Origin of the sequence: Acidocella aminolytica 101 = DSM 11237 (assembly GCF_900129125.1) — a bacterium.
Taxonomy (GTDB): Bacteria; Pseudomonadota; Alphaproteobacteria; order Acetobacterales; family Acetobacteraceae; genus Acidocella; species Acidocella aminolytica.
The window spans coordinates 19,000-33,879 of the sequence record NZ_FQVJ01000002.1 but is presented as its reverse complement, the minus strand read 5'-3'; the positions used below and the strand labels follow the sequence as shown (position 1 = coordinate 33,879).

Below are 14,880 nucleotides of genomic sequence, written 5' to 3'. Positions count from 1 at the left end.
AAACCTTTAGCTTAAATTACTTATTCGACAAAATCAAGTCCAATATCAAGGACTTTTGAGCTATGAGTCAGCCATCCCGCGGAAATTATATCAACCCCAGCCTCTGCAATCGCAGGTGCTGTATCTTTGTTAATCCGGCCTGAGGCTTCAGCTATCAGCCTGCCATCGATCATTCGCACAGCCTCACGAAGCATCTGCGGCGACATATTATCAAGCAGCACCGCATCAGGCTGAAATTCCAGCGCTTCTTTTAGTTGGTGCAGATTATCGACTTCCACTTCAATCTTAATCAGATGTCCCGCCATTTTCTTGGCGCGCGAGATTGCCACACCAACGCCACCCGCAATCGCAATGTGGTTGTCTTTAATCAGAATCGCGTCATCAAGGCCAAACCGATGATTGCTTCCACCGCCTGACCGCACCGCATATTTTTCAGCAAAGCGTAAACCCGGCGTCGTTTTACGTGTACAGGCAATTTTGGCCTTCGTATGCGAGATTGCTTTTGCGATAGTTGCGGTTGAACTGGCAATTCCCGACAAACGGCCTAAAAAATTCAAAGCCACGCGTTCGGCCGTGAGAATACTCCGCGCTGAACCAGATGCCTCCGCCAACACTGTTCCTGGCTCGACATCCTCACCGTCAGTCAGCACAGGTTCAAACTTAACCCGCTGGTCTATGAGAGAAAATGCTAGGCGCGCAAAATCTAAACCAGAAACCACACCATATTCTCTGGAAGAAAAAACAACGCGCGTACAAATGTCCGGCCCAATAATTGAGTCCGAGGTAATATCCCCAGCCCTTCCCAAATCTTCAAGAAGAGCCATGCGAATGACCGGCTCAATCATAACATCCGGCAGGGCGGGCAAAGGAATTTTAGACATATTAGGCTGCCTTTTCCATCGAGAATTCAACTCTCATATGTGAACCAACAGAGTCTTTTCTCTCCAGAGCAGCTTCAACGATCTTAAGAGACAAAGCAGCTGCAGGATTATTTATCGCCAATGCTTCCAGCAGACCAGACGCTATTTCCAGAGCTTTTCCAGACCGCAAAACACCACAGTAATCCGACATAATATCTCTGACTTCCGTTGCGTCCGCTTTTGCCGGAAACGTAATCTCTTGCAAAGCACCAGTCCGTCTTGCACCCTGCGCCGCCATAAAGCGTCCCGAAACTTGTCCGCAAACAACAGCCTCAAGCAACGAGTTGCTGGCCAAACGATTTGCCCCATGCAGCCCCGTGCAAGCCACCTCTCCCGCCGCAAAAAGCCCGTCTATGTTCGTCCGCCCCATCTCATCAACCTTAACCCCACCCATGTGATAATGAGCTGCCGGCTTTACCGGTATAAGATGAGATGACAAATCTATATCAGCGTTATTGCAAGCGGCACTGATTGACGGAAACCGATCTGAAAACCTTTCTGAAAAACCACTGATATCCAAAAACGTCTGATGACCATTCGCTCTATGCAGAAACACATGGCGCGCAACAACATCGCGGGGCGCCAGATCCTTGCCGTTCATGAAGTAGTTTCCAGCCTCATCAACCAGTCTGGCTCCTTCGCCACGCACTGCCTCAGACACCAGGGGCAAAGAAGACTCTTTAACTGCAAGAGCCGTCGGATGAAACTGGACAAACTCCAAATCTTTAAATTCCGCGCCTGCTTCCATCGCAAGAATCAGCCCTTGCCCCACGGCAGAAGGCGGATTGGTCGTATCCCGGAAAAGCCCACCGATTCCCCCGGTGGCAAGCAAAACCCGGTCAGTCTTCAAACTCAGCCTGTGGCCATCGCGCTGAATCTGAATTCCTGAAACACCGTTATCATCAACAAATATCCGCTCAGCAGAAGCCTTTATGATATTGATGGATGGACACCGCTGCACTTTTTCAATTAGAGCTTTCATGATGGTGGCCCCGGTTCTATCACCACCACCATGAAGAATACGCCTACGTGAATGAGCTGCCTCCAGTCCCAGAGCTCGAGCACCGCTTCCGGTACGGTCAAACGTCACGCCATAAGCAAGAAGCGTGTCTATTACGGCCGGGCCAGCGGAAATTATCCGCGCGACAACATCAGGGTTACACAGCCCGGCGCCTGCCTCCAACGTGTCTTTAATATGCAGGGATACGTCATCATCATCGCCCACAGCTGCCGCAATGCCACCTTGTGACAGCCAACTCGCGGCGCCCGGTCCAAGAGTAGTTGGATTCACAAGTGTTACAGGGTGAGGCGCCGCAGCAAGAGCGGCCATCAATCCCGCGACGCCACCACCGATAATGATCATTTGACGGCCAGCATCCTCTCAACTGAACGCCGCGCAGGCGCAAACAACTCGGCGGGAATCTCCACGCTTGTCTGCATTTCTTCGAGAGCTTTGCGGATATTCGATAAAGTAATCCGCTTCATATGCGGGCAAAGATTGCAGGGGCGTACAAACTCTGTCCCTGGGTTGGATTGCGCGACATTATCGCTCATCGAGCATTCAGTAATCAACGCAACACGAGCAGGCTTAAGGTCCTTCACATAATTCGCCATAACCGCCGTGGAGCCAGAAAAATCAGACACCGCGACAACCTCGGGCGGGCACTCAGGATGCGCCAGCACCACAACACCAGGATGTTGCTGTCGCAGCGACAAGATATCATCCGGCGTGAACCGCTCATGAACCTCGCAATGCCCTTTCCAGGCAATGATTTTGACATCTGTCTGCGCCGCGACATTTTGCGCAAGGAACTCATCCGGCAGCATTATCACTTCAGGAACCCCTAGAGATTCCACAACAACCTTTGCATTGCCTGACGTACAACAGACATCACTCATGGCCTTCACGGCCGCCGAGGTATTCACATAAGCCACTACCGGGCGGTCAGGATATTTCTGGCGCAGCAAAGCGACGTCTTCAGAGGTGATGGATTCAGCAAGCGAGCACCCCGCCGCCGCATCAGGTATCAGCACAACCTTGTCAGGATTCATCAACTTGGCTGTCTCAGCCATGAAATGCACGCCCGCCAAGAGAATCACGTCGGCATCGGTATGTTGCGCCTCACGCGCCAGGGCCAAGCTGTCCCCAACAATGTCCGCAACGCCATGGAAAATTTCCGGCGTTTGATAATTATGCGCAAGAATAACCGCATTCCGGCTTTTCTTGAGTTCAAGAATTATCCGTGCATCCTCCTCCATGACCGCCCACTCAGCCGGCGGAATAACACGGGAAACGCGATCAAAAAGCTGAGCTAGCGGCATAAGCATTCTCCATTTATACTCAAAACGAGTATAATCTGAGCAGTTTTTATACTCAGAGAGAGTATAAGGAATCAAGTCATTTATTTTACAATTGGTAGTTTGGTCCCGGTAAAGCTGCGTTCGGCCAAAACCGCGGGTCTGAACCTGAACAACTTAGCTGGCCGCCCCGCCAAGCCTGAGGCAAGCCGCCCGGTTTCCTCCACGAGATCTGACTGCTCGATAAAGCGTCTGAAATTAGGCTTGTGGAAAGTCCTGCCCGCAATTGCCTCCATTGTTTGCTGTAGGTCCAACAGAGTGAACTCACGTGGCAAAAGCTCAAACACAACAGGCCGGTATTTAATCTTGGATCGTAAACGGGCGATCGCCGTTGCCAGAATCCGGCGGTGGTCATGCGTCATTTCTAGCCCTGGCGCCAACCACCCTTCCGTTGTTGGCTCTTTGCGCTGCGCCTCGGGCACCAACCCTGCTTCCCAAAGCAACTCATATCTCGGCAAGACAAGATCTTCATTCCACCCTTGCCCGTCCTTGCCTAATAGCCCGGCCACCCTGGCCCGTTTACTAGGCGCTCCCCCAGCCCATCCTTCCAACGCCTCCATTATAGGCGCCAGACAAGGGCGATCAGTGCGTGTATCTTCCCACGGGAAGTACTCATACCAACCATGCCACGCGGCGCCCGGATATTCCGCCGCACCTTCGCGGCTCAACCCGAGATAAGAAATGGAAATGCTCCGCCTGGCTCCCGGCTGCTGGTCTGCGAATGTATATAACTGCTCGACATAACCCAACGGATGGTGGGTTTGCTGCTCAACCCATGCTCGCAGGCCAGATTGCAGGCTTCTATGCCCTGTTTGCAGCGGGCCAGAAGGCAGAGCGGAACCTTCTTCAATGGTCAAAACACGCGGCTGCCCAGCTGTTACGGCAACCAAAACAGCGATCAAATCCGTCTTAATAACACCGTCAACCATGAACAATACAACCCTCGATGCTCGCGGAGCGTATAAGCTAATCGCACCCAAAACACGACATAACCAAGGATCGCCTCATCATTTCCTGGCCCATTGGGTGGGGCAGACTTTTAGTTTCAAGCAGAATTTAAAGCACAAGCCACTTAAAATTGAAAATCATATTTAAAAATTCTATCTAAGATTTTATATCCTTGACTTTCTCTTGAAATTCCTCAAACTGCCGAATTGAGTCCAGCACTCCATTGAGCGGCGGATTAATCCGCTGCTCAATGGTTCCCGCACTCAGAACAGAAAATAACGCTGCGCCATCGGCAGTGTTTCAGCGGGCTGACAAACCAGCAACTCACCATCCACGCGAACCTCATAGGTTTCCGGGTCCACCTCAATAACCGGCGTTGCGTCATTATGGATCATCGATTTCTTGCCAATTCCGCCGCGAACATTTTCAACGGCAGCCAAAGGCCGCGTTAGTCCTAACTTCGTATCAATCCGATCTTCCAGCGCCGCCTTGGACACAAACAAAATGGAAGATTCAACAAGCGCTTTCCCATAAGCTCCAAACATTGGCCGATAATGCACCGGCTGCGGCGTGGGGATAGACCCGTTAGGATCTCCCATCTGCGCCATGGCAATCGAGCCGCCCTTGATCACCAAATCCGGTTTTACGCCAAAAAATGCAGGGCTCCACAAAATAAGATCCGCTAGCTTCCCGCACTCAACAGACCCAACATGCGCTGAAAGACCATGAGCAATCGCCGGGTTGATTGTGTATTTGGCAATGTAACGCTTAATCCGGTCATTATCCGCCAAACCGCTCCCCGCCAAAGAGCCACGCTGGAGTTTCATTTTATGCGCCGTCTGCCAACAACGTATAATGACCTCGCCAACCCGTCCCATCGCTTGGCTGTCTGAGGAAATCATCGAAATCACCCCGAGATCCTGCAAAATATCCTCGGCAGCGATTGTCTCTTTACGAATCCGCGATTCCGCAAACGCAATATCTTCTGGAATCGAACCGTCAAGATGATGACAAACCATGAGCATGTCGAGATGCTCATCGAGCGTATTCACTGTGTAAGGTCGCGTGGGATTCGTAGAGCTGGGCAACACATTCGGCAATCCCGCAACCCGTATGATATCCGGCGCATGACCGCCACCCGCCCCTTCAGTATGGAAAGCGTGGATTGTACGGCCTTTGAAAGCGGCGATCGTATTTTCAACAAACCCGCCTTCATTCAACGTATCGCTATGAATCATTACCTGTATATCGAACCTGTCCGCGACATTCAGGCAGGTATCAATCGCCGCTGGCGTTGTTCCCCAGTCTTCATGAAGCTTTAACGCACATGCACCCGCCCTCACCATCTCCTCAAGCGCCGCGGGCTCGCTGGCATTTCCCTTGCCCGCAAAGGCAAGATTTATTGGAAAAGCCTCAGCGGCCTGCAACATCCGCGCGAGATGAAACGGTCCTGGCGTGCACGTCGTCGCCGCGGTTCCAGTGGCGGGTCCCGTGCCGCCGCCCAGCATGGTCGTGATTCCGGCGGCTAAAGCTTCCTCAATCTGCTGCGGACAGATAAAATGGATATGTGCATCAATCCCGCCGGCCGTCAGAATTTTGCCTTCACCCGCGATAATCTCCGTACCTGGCCCGATGATAATATCAACACCCGGCTGCACATCTGGGTTTCCGGCCTTGCCGATTTTCGATATCCGTCCGGCTACAATCGCAACATCGGCCTTCACAATGCCCCAATGGTCGATAATCAGCACGTTGGTGATAACCGTATCAGCCGCGCCATCGGCATTACAAATCTGCGACTGCCCCATGCCATCACGAATCACCTTGCCCCCGCCAAACTTCACTTCATCGCCATAAATCGTGAAGTCTTTTTCAACCTCAGCAAAAAGCTCAGTATCAGCAAGGCGCACACGGTCTCCCACTGTGGGGCCAAACATATCCGCGTAAGCTGCACGAGAAATTTTGGCCATCAGTCAATCTCCCCCATGGTCAAGCCACGGAAACCATAGACTCTACGCGCACCGCGATAAGGCACCAAAGTTACCTCACGGCTCTGCCCCGGCTCAAACCGAATCGCTGTTCCCGCCGCAATATCCAGCCTCTTGCCCTGTGCCGCCTCACGGTCAAACGAGAGTGCCGCGTTTGTTTCAGAAAAATGATAATGACTCCCTACCTGAATCGGCCGGTCTCCTGTACTCGTAACAATCAAAGTGGTTGTTTCGAGGCCCGCATTCAGCTCAATCTCCCCCTCCGGGGTCAGCACCTCGCCTGGAATCATCTGATCGGCTCATGAACAGTGACAAGCTTGGTACCATCCGGGAAAGTGGCTTCTACCTGTACGTCGTGAATCATTTCCGCAACGCCCTCCATGACTTGGTCTCGCGTAATCACATGCGCGCCCGCTTCCATCAACTCCGCCACGCGCCGTCCGTCGCGCGCGCCTTCCACCACAAAATCCGTAATCAGTGCCACGGCTTCCGGGTAGTTCAGCTTTACGCCGCGCTCCAGCCTTTTGCGGGCGACCATCGCGGCCATGGCCACGAGCAGCTTATCTTTCTCGCGTGGTGTAAGATTCACGGTCTCCCCCCTTAACTTAGCCAGACACGCGGCAGTGTTTTTCTGCCGAATGTAGATAAGGCCGCCATAACGGCAAGCCGTAATGTTATGGTATCCTCAGCCAGCAGCCGAACGAATACAATACCGCCATGGCTACTGACCCCGGCAACATGCCCCTCAAGGCGCTGCCTCAATTGCGGCATCATCTCTGAGAAACCTTGCCCTACCGCAAACAAGCTCGCCGCCACCCGCGCCGCGCCGCCAACCCCCGGCAGGTTAAGGCAGGAAAATATATGTCCTTTAACCGTGGCAACGTCCCGCCAGATCAACCGCCCATTGCAACGGATATTGATCTTGTCACGCAACAAGCCTCTCTGAACTACCTCCCCCATGGCCAGTCTGCCAAACACCAAGCTCTCCACCCCAATGAACGTGGCTCCTTCCGACAGATCAATCTCCAACGATCTGTCCAGGCTGAAGCCATCAAACAAAATCGTTTCCTGCGGCAGATAAGCCAAAGACGCGCCAGATGCTGCAAACAACTTTGTTGAAACGTAAGCCGGATCCCCAAGGGAGCGGTAAATCCGCTCCGCGGCCTGAGTCGTGAATACAGCCTTCGCGTTTTCTCCGAGTTCAAACGCCATGCTGATCGAATCCCCACCTGCAATACCGCCGGAGATATTCATGGCGACCAGTTCCGGCGTGTCTCCATGCCCCACACGCCGTGCCTTCAGGCATCCCTGCTGGTAAAACCGCGTCAACCGGGTTTGCCCCGCTTTATCCGCCAGAGCGATGTCCAGTTGCCCGGCAGCGCGTTGATGCGCCTCCATTTTTGACGTCATGTAAGGCGGCGAGAAATCCATGCGCCAGAGATTGCAACCCCATCCAACACGCCGCAAGGCAAAACTAGCCACAACGGGGCAAATGACGTAACTTGGATAGAATGTCATCTTAAAATTCGCTTGAATGGACTGTGCGTGCCAATTCTCCGCCAGCATCGCGGAGTAATGCGCGGAAATCAGCCATTTCTCCCGCCCAACCTCCAGCCCTCCCCCCGCCTGACCGCTCACCGGGGACAAATGCCGGGGGATGAATGTAAAGCCTGTTCCATCCTGCGTTGTCAGGGCAAGATCCGCCCCAGGACTTGTGGCATTCACAGTCATGCCCAGCATAATGGCCGGGGTGATGACAAACCCGCCGCTGGTCGGAAAACGGCGCGCCGCGATCATAAGCAAATAAGGCGCCACATATGTTCCGGTCATGGCCTGCGTTCTCACCGCCAAAACCTGATTGGCCGCCGCCTCCGGCAAACCGCCCAAAGATAGATGTCGAATCTCTACACCCTCCGCATGGCCAAGCAATATCTGGCTCAGCGCCACGCCTTCCAACACCGTGGCCTGACCGCATTGGCAAACAAAGTCTCATCGGCAGGCGCCACAATAAGCTGTTTTGACATCGTCAAAGCCGCAACCGGCCCTTCCGCCGCCACGGATTGCGCGGCGCTTACCGTAGCGGCGGAAACATTCTGGCTATGCTGAGAGGCTTTGCTGGTTTCCACCGTGGCAAAATCCCTACTCCCCCCACCCGCAGCGGTCAGAAATTGATAGCTTCCCGGGCGTATATACCGGGCAGCTATACATAAGAGAGCGTCCCCGCCAGATGCGCGGTGCCTAAGACAATCAGATGTTTCATGCCGGCCGGTGTCACCAGCACCCGCAACATGCCCGTGGAGGTTTGCGTATAATCGCCGGTAATGGTCGGCGGCGTCCCCACGAGCCCCGCGGTCAACGTCCCCGCTCACCACCTGACCCACAGCCCAATTCCCGCTGACGGTCCAAATCGCCCCCTGCTGCACGCTCTACTGCACAGCCTGCAAACCCGTAATATCCCCTGAGAGGCTTCCGTGATCCGTCAGGTCAATAAGGCTGGCAGTTTCAATCTCCGCAATCGCCCCCGTAATCTGCGTGCCTATATCGAGTGTGACTGTACTAATACCGCCATTCAGGCTGATAGTGTCTCCACTTGCGGTAATCGCGCCGGCATTATCAATCGTGGCGTCACCATTGACCTGAATCCCGGTAAGCCCCGTAATAATACCATCATTGGTAATCACGTCGCCCGATCCAGCCACGACACCTGCATCAGCTCCGGTGATAACGCCTCCCGCCTCATTCACCAGAACACTCTTCGCGCCAAGCTTCATGCCATTAACACCGCCGGAGATACTGCCCTCATTATTCAGGCGCCCACCTTAGGCAAACTGAATCCCTGTCTGCCCGCCATGGATAACCCCGGTATTGTCCACCATGCCACCCTGGCCAATATCGATCACACCATCTGTTCCACCCGCCAGTGTGCCGCTATTGGTAATCGAGGAATCGCCCATCAGATGAGCACCAAAAAGCGGCCCTGAATTCGTGACGGTGCCACCATGATTATGGCGGGGGCTGACACCGTCAGCCCCCGCCATAATCTGGCCCGCATTCGCAACCATCCCCGCCGCACCGTGGGTGCGCACGCCGTAAGTCCCAGCCTGGATCACACCGCTATTCGCAACGCTCCCCCCTGCCCAAGCGTGACGCCAATACCCGTTACATCGTCCACCTGCCCGGCATTGCTCAACTGCGCCTGCAAGCTGGCGCCCACCGCCGCCGAACCGCTGGAACTAACTCTCACGCCTGACTATCTCCACCGGACCAGCCAGCCCATCCAACACCAGACCATTGGCCTGGGTGGCATCTATAATCGTCTGTGCCAAAACCGCCCCCCAAGAGACAATGCCTTGGGCAAGGCCAGCAGCGGCGCGGTTCCGGCAATAGACACATGGTGCGCGGGAGATTTGGTGTGGGACTTGATCCGGGCAATCCTAAGAAAGTGCCCCATTTTGCGGTATATACTCGACCATAGGTTGTGAAAACATTACCCACCGTATGCTGAACGGTCCGTTAATCCTACCCCTGAAAGATAAATGCGCCATTTACCAAACTGGCCGCGCAACCGGGCCTGGGGCCAAAACGGCTTGCCTCTAGCCTCTTGGCATCGTAAGCCCCGGCCTTACGATCATTCAGTATTCAATCCGCAAGGCAGTATTATGAAGCAGCAGGCAAACCTTATCCGCGCTGGCCAGGTTATTGAGCACGAGGGTGCGCGCTGGACCGTGCTGAAGCAGCAGATCATCACCCCCGGCAAGGGTGGCGCTTTCATCCAGGTGGAAATGCGTAACCTGAAGACCGGCAACAAGACCAACGAACGCTGGCGCACCGCAGACACCGTTGAGCGCCTGACTACAGAGGACCGCGACTACACCTATTCTTATACGGATGGCGAGAACCTCGTGCTGATGGACCCCGAGACCTTCGAGCAGATCATGGTGCCCGTCTCCATCCTGGGTGAGTCCGCCCCCTTCCTGCAGGACAACATGCCCATCGTGCTGGCGCTGGTTGAAGGCGACCCGGTCGGCATCACCCTGCCGCCGCAGGTCACGCTTGAAATTGTCGAGGCCGACCCGGTCGTGAAGGGGCAAACCGCCTCCTCTTCTTACAAGCCCGCCAAGCTCTCCAACGGTGTGAAAACGCTGGTCCCGCCCTTTATTGAGGCTGGCGAGCGCGTGGTGGTCCGCACCGAGGACGGCTCCTATGTTGAGCGCGCCAAGGGCTAATTTCCGCCGGGGCTATCCGCCTCTTTGCTGATCAATTCCGGGCGGAGGGGCGACCCGCCGCCCGGAATGCAGTTATAGCCTCATTTCTCAGGATCTTTTCATCATGATGCCTCGTCTCTCTGCGCACATGACGGTCATGCACAACGCCGCCAACAAGGCCGCCAAGCGCTTGCTGCGCGATTTCATGGAGGTCGAAAACCTACAGGTCTCTATCAAAGGCCCGGGGGATTTCGTCAGCCAGGCGGATATGCGCGCCGAAGCCACCCTGCGTGAGGAGCTTGAAAAGGCCCGCCCGGGCTATGGCTTTCTGATGGAGGAAAGCGGCGCCTCCGGCTCCGACAAATGGTCCTGGCGCTGGATCGTGGACCCGCTCGACGGCACCACCAACTTCCTACACGGCATCCCGCACTGGGCCATCTCCATCGCGTTGGAGAAACGTCTGCCGGACGGCGCCACCGAGATCGCCGCCGCCGTGGTCTATTGTCCCGTGAATGGTGAGCTGTTCTGGGCCGAGAAAGGTGTCGGCGCCTATTTGAACGACAAACGTCTGCGCGTTTCAGCCCGGCGGGAGCTACACACGGCACTGTTCGCCACCGGCATCCCCTTCGCCGCCACATCTTCGAGCAACCGCCTTGCCTTCGCCCGCACGCTGGGAGCGCTAATGCCCGCAACGGCGGGTGTGCGCCGCTTCGGCTCCGCCGCCCTGGACCTCGCCTGGGTCGCGGCCGGGCGTTATGACGGCTATTGGGAAATGGGCATCAAACCGTGGGATATCGCGGCGGGTATGCTCATCGTCCGCGAAGCTGGCGGATATGCCACCGATGGTGAAGGCAAGGACAATGTGGACAATGTGGTGGTCGCGGCCAACCCGCATCTTCACCCCAAGCTGCTTGAACTGGTTCAGGACGGTCTGGCGGCCAAGCGGGGTTGAGGCTAGTTTGCCAGGCGTGAAAACCTCAGTCTGGCTTCCCGGCCTCCTCGCCCTTATTCCGGCCTGCGGCTTTGCCCAGGTCACGGTCAATCCGGCAGCCCTGCGGCAATTGCAGGGCTTGCCTCTGATCGCACCTGCGGTCCAGCCCGCCGTGGCCAAGCCTCACGTTAAACTGCCACCTGCCAAGCCTTTCCACCATACAAAGCCGGCCAAGCCAGCGCCGCTGCCTCTGCCGCCTCCAGCACCACCTTCGGTGCCAGCACCCAAGGTTCCTCCCATGGTGCCCGTGGCGCCCAAGCCCGTAGCGCCAAAACCCATTATTCCAACCCTTGCCCGAATCCAGTTTAGCCCCGGCAGCGCCACCCTACCCGCCAGCGCCGCAGATACGTTAAAGCCATTCTGCGCCTCTCAACGCAGCGTTCCCGTCGTCACCCGCGCTCCTGCCGACCCGTCGGACCCATCCAGCGCCATGCGGCTTTCCATGGCGCGGGCCTTCGCCATCCGCGATGCACTGATCGCCTGCGGCGTGCCTGCCCAAAACATCATTCCCCGCGCCGCCGGGACCGTCCCCGGAGCCGACAATAACGAAGCCCAGATCGGAGCCAGCGCGAAGCCATGACCAAGCCAACCAATTATCTCATACGCATGATCCTGTTCTGTGTGGTGATCTACGGTGGCGCGGCGGCGCTCGCGCCTGTTCTAGCTCATTTCTTCATGGCCAACCCGGTCATCAACTCGATCATTTTCGCGGTCGAGCTATTTGGCGTATTCTGGAACATCCGCCAAGTACAGCGCCTCTACCCCGAATCAGCCTGGGTGGAGGATTTTCGCCGCAACCGCCAGAAACTGGTGGAAGCCACGCCCCCCACTCTGCTCGCGCCCATGGCCCGTATGCTGCACGGCCGAGCGGATGGCGAACGCCGCATCACCCTTTCCGGCCAGTCCATGCGCACCATCCTGGATGGCGTGTCCTCCCGGCTCGACGAATCCCGCGAACTCTCCCGCTACATTACCGGCGTGATGATCTTCCTTGGCCTGCTCGGCACGTTCTGGGGACTACTGCACACAGTTTCCGCCGTGGCTGACGTGATCAATGGCATGAACCTCGCTGGCAGCGGGGATGTGAACGCCATGTTCGCGCAACTCAAAGCCGGGCTGGCTAAGCCGCTGGCAGGCATGGGCACAGCGTTTTCCGCCTCCATGTTTGGCCTCTCCGGCGCTCTGGTCCTTGGCTTTCTGGACCTCACGGCGGGTCAGGCGATGAACCGCTTTTTCAACGAGCTCGAAGAATGGCTCGCCTCCCTCACCCGTCTCGGCTCTGGCGGGCTGGTCGGCGATGGCGAGGCCAGCGTGCCGGCCTATGTTCAGGCCCTCTTGGAACAAACAGCCGAGAACATGGACCAGCTCCAGCGCGTTCTCGCCCGTGGCGAGGAAGGCCGCGTCCAGAGCAACAACGCCCTGCGCACACTCGCCGACCGCATGGCGGATCTCGGTGACACGCTGCGCCTACAACAGCAACTCATGGAAAAGGTTGCCAGCGCCCAACTCTCCTTGACCCCGCTTTTGAGCAAGCTGTCAGACGCCCGGAATGAGGGGGATGATGTTTCACGCGCGCATCTGCGCAACATTGAATTGCTGCTGAACCGCTTTATGACCGAGAGCGAGCAAGGCCGTACCCAAAGCCTGAGCGACTTGCGCAACGACCTTAAAATTCTAACCCGCACCCTTTCGGCACGGCTGGATGAACCGCGATCATGAGCCGGCGGCGCAACAATGGCAATAACGGGCTGGAGGGCTGGCCGGGTTATGTGGACGCGCTATCGACCCTCCTCATGGTCACCATCTTCGTCCTGCTCGTATTTGTGCTGGCTGAAGCGTTTTTGTCCTACGCGCTGAAAGGCTCGGACAACACAATCACCCAGCTCAAGGAGCAAATCGCGGAGCTGACCCAAAGCCTCTCCATGGAAAGCTCGAAAGACGCCACCCTCTCGCAGGAACTGGCGGCGTTAAACGCGCAGCTTGCCTCTGCGCAGGCGGCCAATGCCACCCTCACCCAACAGCTTTCCACCGACACCGCCACCATTTCCAGCCTGCAGGATTCGCAGAAATCCCTCCAGGCCCAGCTATCCGACACCCAGGCCCAGGCTGCCGCAGCCACAGGGCGCATCGCCACATTACAAGCCCAGATGCAGGCCGTGGGCGGAAGCGATCTACAATCCAAACTCTCCGACGCCCAAAAGCTGAACAAGCAGGATGCCGCGCAGATCGCCCTGCTCAATCAGCAAATGGCCGCCCTGCGCGCCCAGCTTGCCGCCTTACAAGTGGCGCTAGACGCCGCCCAATCGGCGGATAAACAAGACAAGGTGCGAATCGCCGATCTCGGCAAACAACTCAACGAAGCCCTGGCCCGCAAGGTCGAAGAACTCCAGAAATATCAGAGCGTTTTCTTCAAAACCCTGTCCGAAAGCCTGAAGGGCGAAAAAAACATCCGCGTGGTCGGCGACCGCTTCGTGTTCGAGAGCGACGTGCTTTTCCCTGTTGATGAAGCCACCATCACCCCGGCCGGCAAGACTGAAATCGCTCAGGTGGCCAAGGCCATCAATAAAATCGCCGCGAAAATCCCCTCCAACGTCAACTGGGTTCTCTCCGTGGACGGCTATGCTGACGCCCAGCCCATCAAAGGCGGTCCCTATAAGACGAATTTCGACCTTTCCACGGCTCGCGCGCTGGCTGTCCTGGATTTGCTGCTGGCCGATGGCGTGCCCAAAAATCGGCTCATGGCCTCCGGCATGGGGTCGAACAATCCAATCGCATCAGGCAATACCGCGGCTGACTACGCGCAAAACCGCCGTATCGAATTCCGCCTGACTACCCCATGAATGAGGCTGAAACAAAACTACTGGCACACCAAAAAGCAGCTTTACGGAAAGAGATGCTGGCCAAACGCAAAAGTCAGAATCCCGCGCTGGGACACAGGCTGGCCATGCATGTTCTGCAATCCGGCCTGGTGCCGCGCCACGCAACCGTTGGCGGCTTCATGCCGATGCGCGGCGAAATTGATATCCTGCCCTTGTTGAACGCCCTGCATGAGCACGGACACCGCCTCGCCTTGCCGGAAACACCACCGCCCGGCCATGCGCTCATTTTCCGCGCCTGGACGCCCCACACCCCAATGCTGCCCGGCCGCTACAACACCCAGCACCCAGAGGCCCCACACCTCACACCCGATTTTCTCTTGATCCCTCTCCTGGCGTTCAATTCAACCGGACATCGTCTTGGCTATGGTGGTGGCTATTACGACCGGACCTTAGCTGCCCTGCCCGCCGCTTTCCGTCTGGGCTGCGCCTTTGCCGCCCAACAAACTCAAGCCATCCCCACTGAACCCACAGACCTGCCCCTGAATGCCATTGCCACCGAAAATGGCATCACCCTCATTCAACACAACTGATTTGAAACTTGCCGCCTCCCCGTCCAGCGCGCAAAATGAAATGCCAAAACCAAGAAAGGAT

19 protein-coding genes are annotated in these 14,880 nt (G+C 56.4%); 7 read left to right on the top strand and 12 right to left on the bottom strand.

The window, feature by feature from the left end:
* Positions 1-20: 20 nt before the first annotated feature.
* From nadC to BUB54_RS19850, 8 genes are all read right to left on the bottom strand, one after another.
* Positions 21-881 carry a carboxylating nicotinate-nucleotide diphosphorylase gene (gene nadC, locus BUB54_RS01240; protein WP_048877715.1) on the bottom strand — a complete coding sequence of 287 codons (861 nt, stop codon included), beginning with the start codon at positions 879-881 and terminating at the stop codon, positions 21-23.
* A gap of 1 nt (position 882) precedes the next feature.
* On the bottom strand, positions 883-2,283 hold the full coding sequence (locus BUB54_RS01235; protein ID WP_048877714.1) for an L-aspartate oxidase: 1,401 nt from the start codon (positions 2,281-2,283) through the stop codon (positions 883-885).
* Complete coding sequence (gene nadA, locus BUB54_RS01230; protein ID WP_199444661.1) at positions 2,280-3,242, bottom strand: quinolinate synthase NadA; 963 nt, start codon at positions 3,240-3,242, stop codon at positions 2,280-2,282. The genes BUB54_RS01235 and nadA overlap by 4 nt, the downstream gene beginning before the upstream one ends.
* 80 nt (positions 3,243-3,322) lie before the next feature.
* Positions 3,323-4,207 (bottom strand): NUDIX hydrolase, encoded by an 885-nt coding sequence (locus BUB54_RS01225; protein ID WP_048877850.1) that lies wholly within the window; start codon positions 4,205-4,207, stop codon positions 3,323-3,325.
* 282 nt (positions 4,208-4,489) lie between these two features.
* The gene (gene ureC, locus BUB54_RS01220) at positions 4,490-6,196 is read right to left on the bottom strand and encodes an urease subunit alpha (protein WP_048877712.1); all 1,707 of its coding nucleotides are present in this window, start codon (positions 6,194-6,196) and stop codon (positions 4,490-4,492) included.
* Positions 6,196-6,504: an urease subunit beta gene (locus BUB54_RS01215; protein WP_048877711.1), complete on the bottom strand. Its 309-nt coding sequence runs from the start codon at positions 6,502-6,504 to the stop codon at positions 6,196-6,198. Before BUB54_RS01215 ends, ureC begins: the two co-directional genes overlap by 1 nt.
* Positions 6,501-6,803: an urease subunit gamma gene (locus BUB54_RS01210; protein ID WP_048877710.1), complete on the bottom strand. Its 303-nt coding sequence runs from the start codon at positions 6,801-6,803 to the stop codon at positions 6,501-6,503. The genes BUB54_RS01215 and BUB54_RS01210 overlap by 4 nt, the downstream gene beginning before the upstream one ends.
* 11 nt (positions 6,804-6,814) lie before the next feature.
* Complete coding sequence (locus BUB54_RS19850) at positions 6,815-8,044, bottom strand: urease accessory protein UreD (RefSeq protein WP_139284746.1); 1,230 nt, start codon at positions 8,042-8,044, stop codon at positions 6,815-6,817.
* Positions 8,045-8,107: 63 nt separating this feature from the next.
* Here BUB54_RS19850 and BUB54_RS20125 point away from each other — a divergent pair, with 63 nt between their 5' ends.
* Complete coding sequence (locus tag BUB54_RS20125; RefSeq protein WP_139284745.1) at positions 8,108-8,320, top strand: NAD-glutamate dehydrogenase; 213 nt, start codon at positions 8,108-8,110, stop codon at positions 8,318-8,320.
* A gap of 94 nt (positions 8,321-8,414) precedes the next feature.
* Here the strand turns inward: BUB54_RS20125 and BUB54_RS20645 are convergent, their stop codons facing one another.
* The 4 genes from BUB54_RS20645 to BUB54_RS20640 form a co-directional block, all read right to left on the bottom strand.
* Positions 8,415-8,570 (bottom strand): hypothetical protein, encoded by a 156-nt coding sequence (locus tag BUB54_RS20645; RefSeq protein WP_158320070.1) that lies wholly within the window; start codon positions 8,568-8,570, stop codon positions 8,415-8,417.
* A 70-nt stretch (positions 8,571-8,640) separates the two neighbouring features.
* Entirely contained in the window at positions 8,641-8,985 is a 345-nt protein-coding gene (locus BUB54_RS01195) for a hypothetical protein (RefSeq protein WP_048877707.1), read from the bottom strand.
* A gap of 48 nt (positions 8,986-9,033) precedes the next feature.
* A complete protein-coding gene (locus BUB54_RS01190) occupies positions 9,034-9,324 on the bottom strand; it encodes a hypothetical protein (RefSeq protein WP_073211120.1) in 291 nt (96 codons plus the stop codon).
* Positions 9,321-9,458, bottom strand: coding sequence for a hypothetical protein (locus BUB54_RS20640; RefSeq protein WP_158320055.1), 138 nt, complete (start codon positions 9,456-9,458; stop codon positions 9,321-9,323). Before BUB54_RS20640 ends, BUB54_RS01190 begins: the two co-directional genes overlap by 4 nt.
* Before the next feature lie 415 nt (positions 9,459-9,873).
* Between BUB54_RS20640 and efp the strand changes: the two genes are divergently transcribed.
* The 6 genes from efp to BUB54_RS01160 all read left to right on the top strand — a co-directional run bounded on the left by efp (position 9,874) and on the right by BUB54_RS01160 (position 14,819).
* Positions 9,874-10,440, top strand: a complete 567-nt coding sequence (gene efp / locus BUB54_RS01185; protein WP_048877185.1) for an elongation factor P — start codon at positions 9,874-9,876, stop codon at positions 10,438-10,440.
* Positions 10,441-10,567: 127 nt separating this feature from the next.
* On the top strand, positions 10,568-11,371 hold the full coding sequence (locus BUB54_RS01180) for an inositol monophosphatase family protein (protein WP_048877186.1): 804 nt from the start codon (positions 10,568-10,570) through the stop codon (positions 11,369-11,371).
* Positions 11,372-11,387: 16 nt separating this feature from the next.
* Entirely contained in the window at positions 11,388-11,990 is a 603-nt protein-coding gene (locus BUB54_RS01175) for an OmpA family protein (protein ID WP_139284744.1), read from the top strand.
* Positions 11,987-13,129, top strand: a complete 1,143-nt coding sequence (locus tag BUB54_RS01170) for a MotA/TolQ/ExbB proton channel family protein (protein ID WP_048877188.1) — start codon at positions 11,987-11,989, stop codon at positions 13,127-13,129. The genes BUB54_RS01175 and BUB54_RS01170 overlap by 4 nt, the downstream gene beginning before the upstream one ends.
* Positions 13,126-14,250 carry a peptidoglycan -binding protein gene (locus BUB54_RS01165; protein ID WP_048877189.1) on the top strand — a complete coding sequence of 375 codons (1,125 nt, stop codon included), beginning with the start codon at positions 13,126-13,128 and terminating at the stop codon, positions 14,248-14,250. The genes BUB54_RS01170 and BUB54_RS01165 overlap by 4 nt, the downstream gene beginning before the upstream one ends.
* Positions 14,247-14,819 (top strand): 5-formyltetrahydrofolate cyclo-ligase, encoded by a 573-nt coding sequence (locus BUB54_RS01160; protein ID WP_073211115.1) that lies wholly within the window; start codon positions 14,247-14,249, stop codon positions 14,817-14,819. Before BUB54_RS01165 ends, BUB54_RS01160 begins: the two co-directional genes overlap by 4 nt.
* The last annotated feature ends 61 nt before the right edge of the window (positions 14,820-14,880 follow it).

What these genes read in the sequence shown, in the direction of transcription:
- nadC (WP_048877715.1), bottom strand. Translation starts at nt 881, where the DNA reads ATGTCTAAAATTCCTTTGCCCGCCCTGCCGGATGTTATGATTGAGCCG.
- BUB54_RS01235 (WP_048877714.1), bottom strand. Translation starts at nt 2,283, where the DNA reads ATGATCATTATCGGTGGTGGCGTCGCGGGATTGATGGCCGCTCTTGCT.
- nadA (WP_199444661.1), bottom strand. Translation starts at nt 3,242, where the DNA reads ATGCCGCTAGCTCAGCTTTTTGATCGCGTTTCCCGTGTTATTCCGCCG.
- BUB54_RS01225 (WP_048877850.1), bottom strand. Translation starts at nt 4,207, where the DNA reads ATGGTTGACGGTGTTATTAAGACGGATTTGATCGCTGTTTTGGTTGCC.
- ureC (WP_048877712.1), bottom strand. Translation starts at nt 6,196, where the DNA reads ATGGCCAAAATTTCTCGTGCAGCTTACGCGGATATGTTTGGCCCCACA.
- BUB54_RS01215 (WP_048877711.1), bottom strand. Translation starts at nt 6,504, where the DNA reads ATGATTCCAGGCGAGGTGCTGACCCCGGAGGGGGAGATTGAGCTGAAT.
- BUB54_RS19850 (WP_139284746.1), bottom strand. Translation starts at nt 8,044, where the DNA reads ATGACCGGAACATATGTGGCGCCTTATTTGCTTATGATCGCGGCGCGC.
- BUB54_RS20125 (WP_139284745.1), top strand. Translation starts at nt 8,108, where the DNA reads ATGTCGAATCTCTACACCCTCCGCATGGCCAAGCAATATCTGGCTCAG.
- BUB54_RS01195 (WP_048877707.1), bottom strand. Translation starts at nt 8,985, where the DNA reads ATGAAGCTTGGCGCGAAGAGTGTTCTGGTGAATGAGGCGGGAGGCGTT.
- efp (WP_048877185.1), top strand. Translation starts at nt 9,874, where the DNA reads ATGAAGCAGCAGGCAAACCTTATCCGCGCTGGCCAGGTTATTGAGCAC.
- BUB54_RS01180 (WP_048877186.1), top strand. Translation starts at nt 10,568, where the DNA reads ATGACGGTCATGCACAACGCCGCCAACAAGGCCGCCAAGCGCTTGCTG.
- BUB54_RS01170 (WP_048877188.1), top strand. Translation starts at nt 11,987, where the DNA reads ATGACCAAGCCAACCAATTATCTCATACGCATGATCCTGTTCTGTGTG.
- BUB54_RS01165 (WP_048877189.1), top strand. Translation starts at nt 13,126, where the DNA reads ATGAGCCGGCGGCGCAACAATGGCAATAACGGGCTGGAGGGCTGGCCG.
- BUB54_RS01160 (WP_073211115.1), top strand. Translation starts at nt 14,247, where the DNA reads ATGAATGAGGCTGAAACAAAACTACTGGCACACCAAAAAGCAGCTTTA.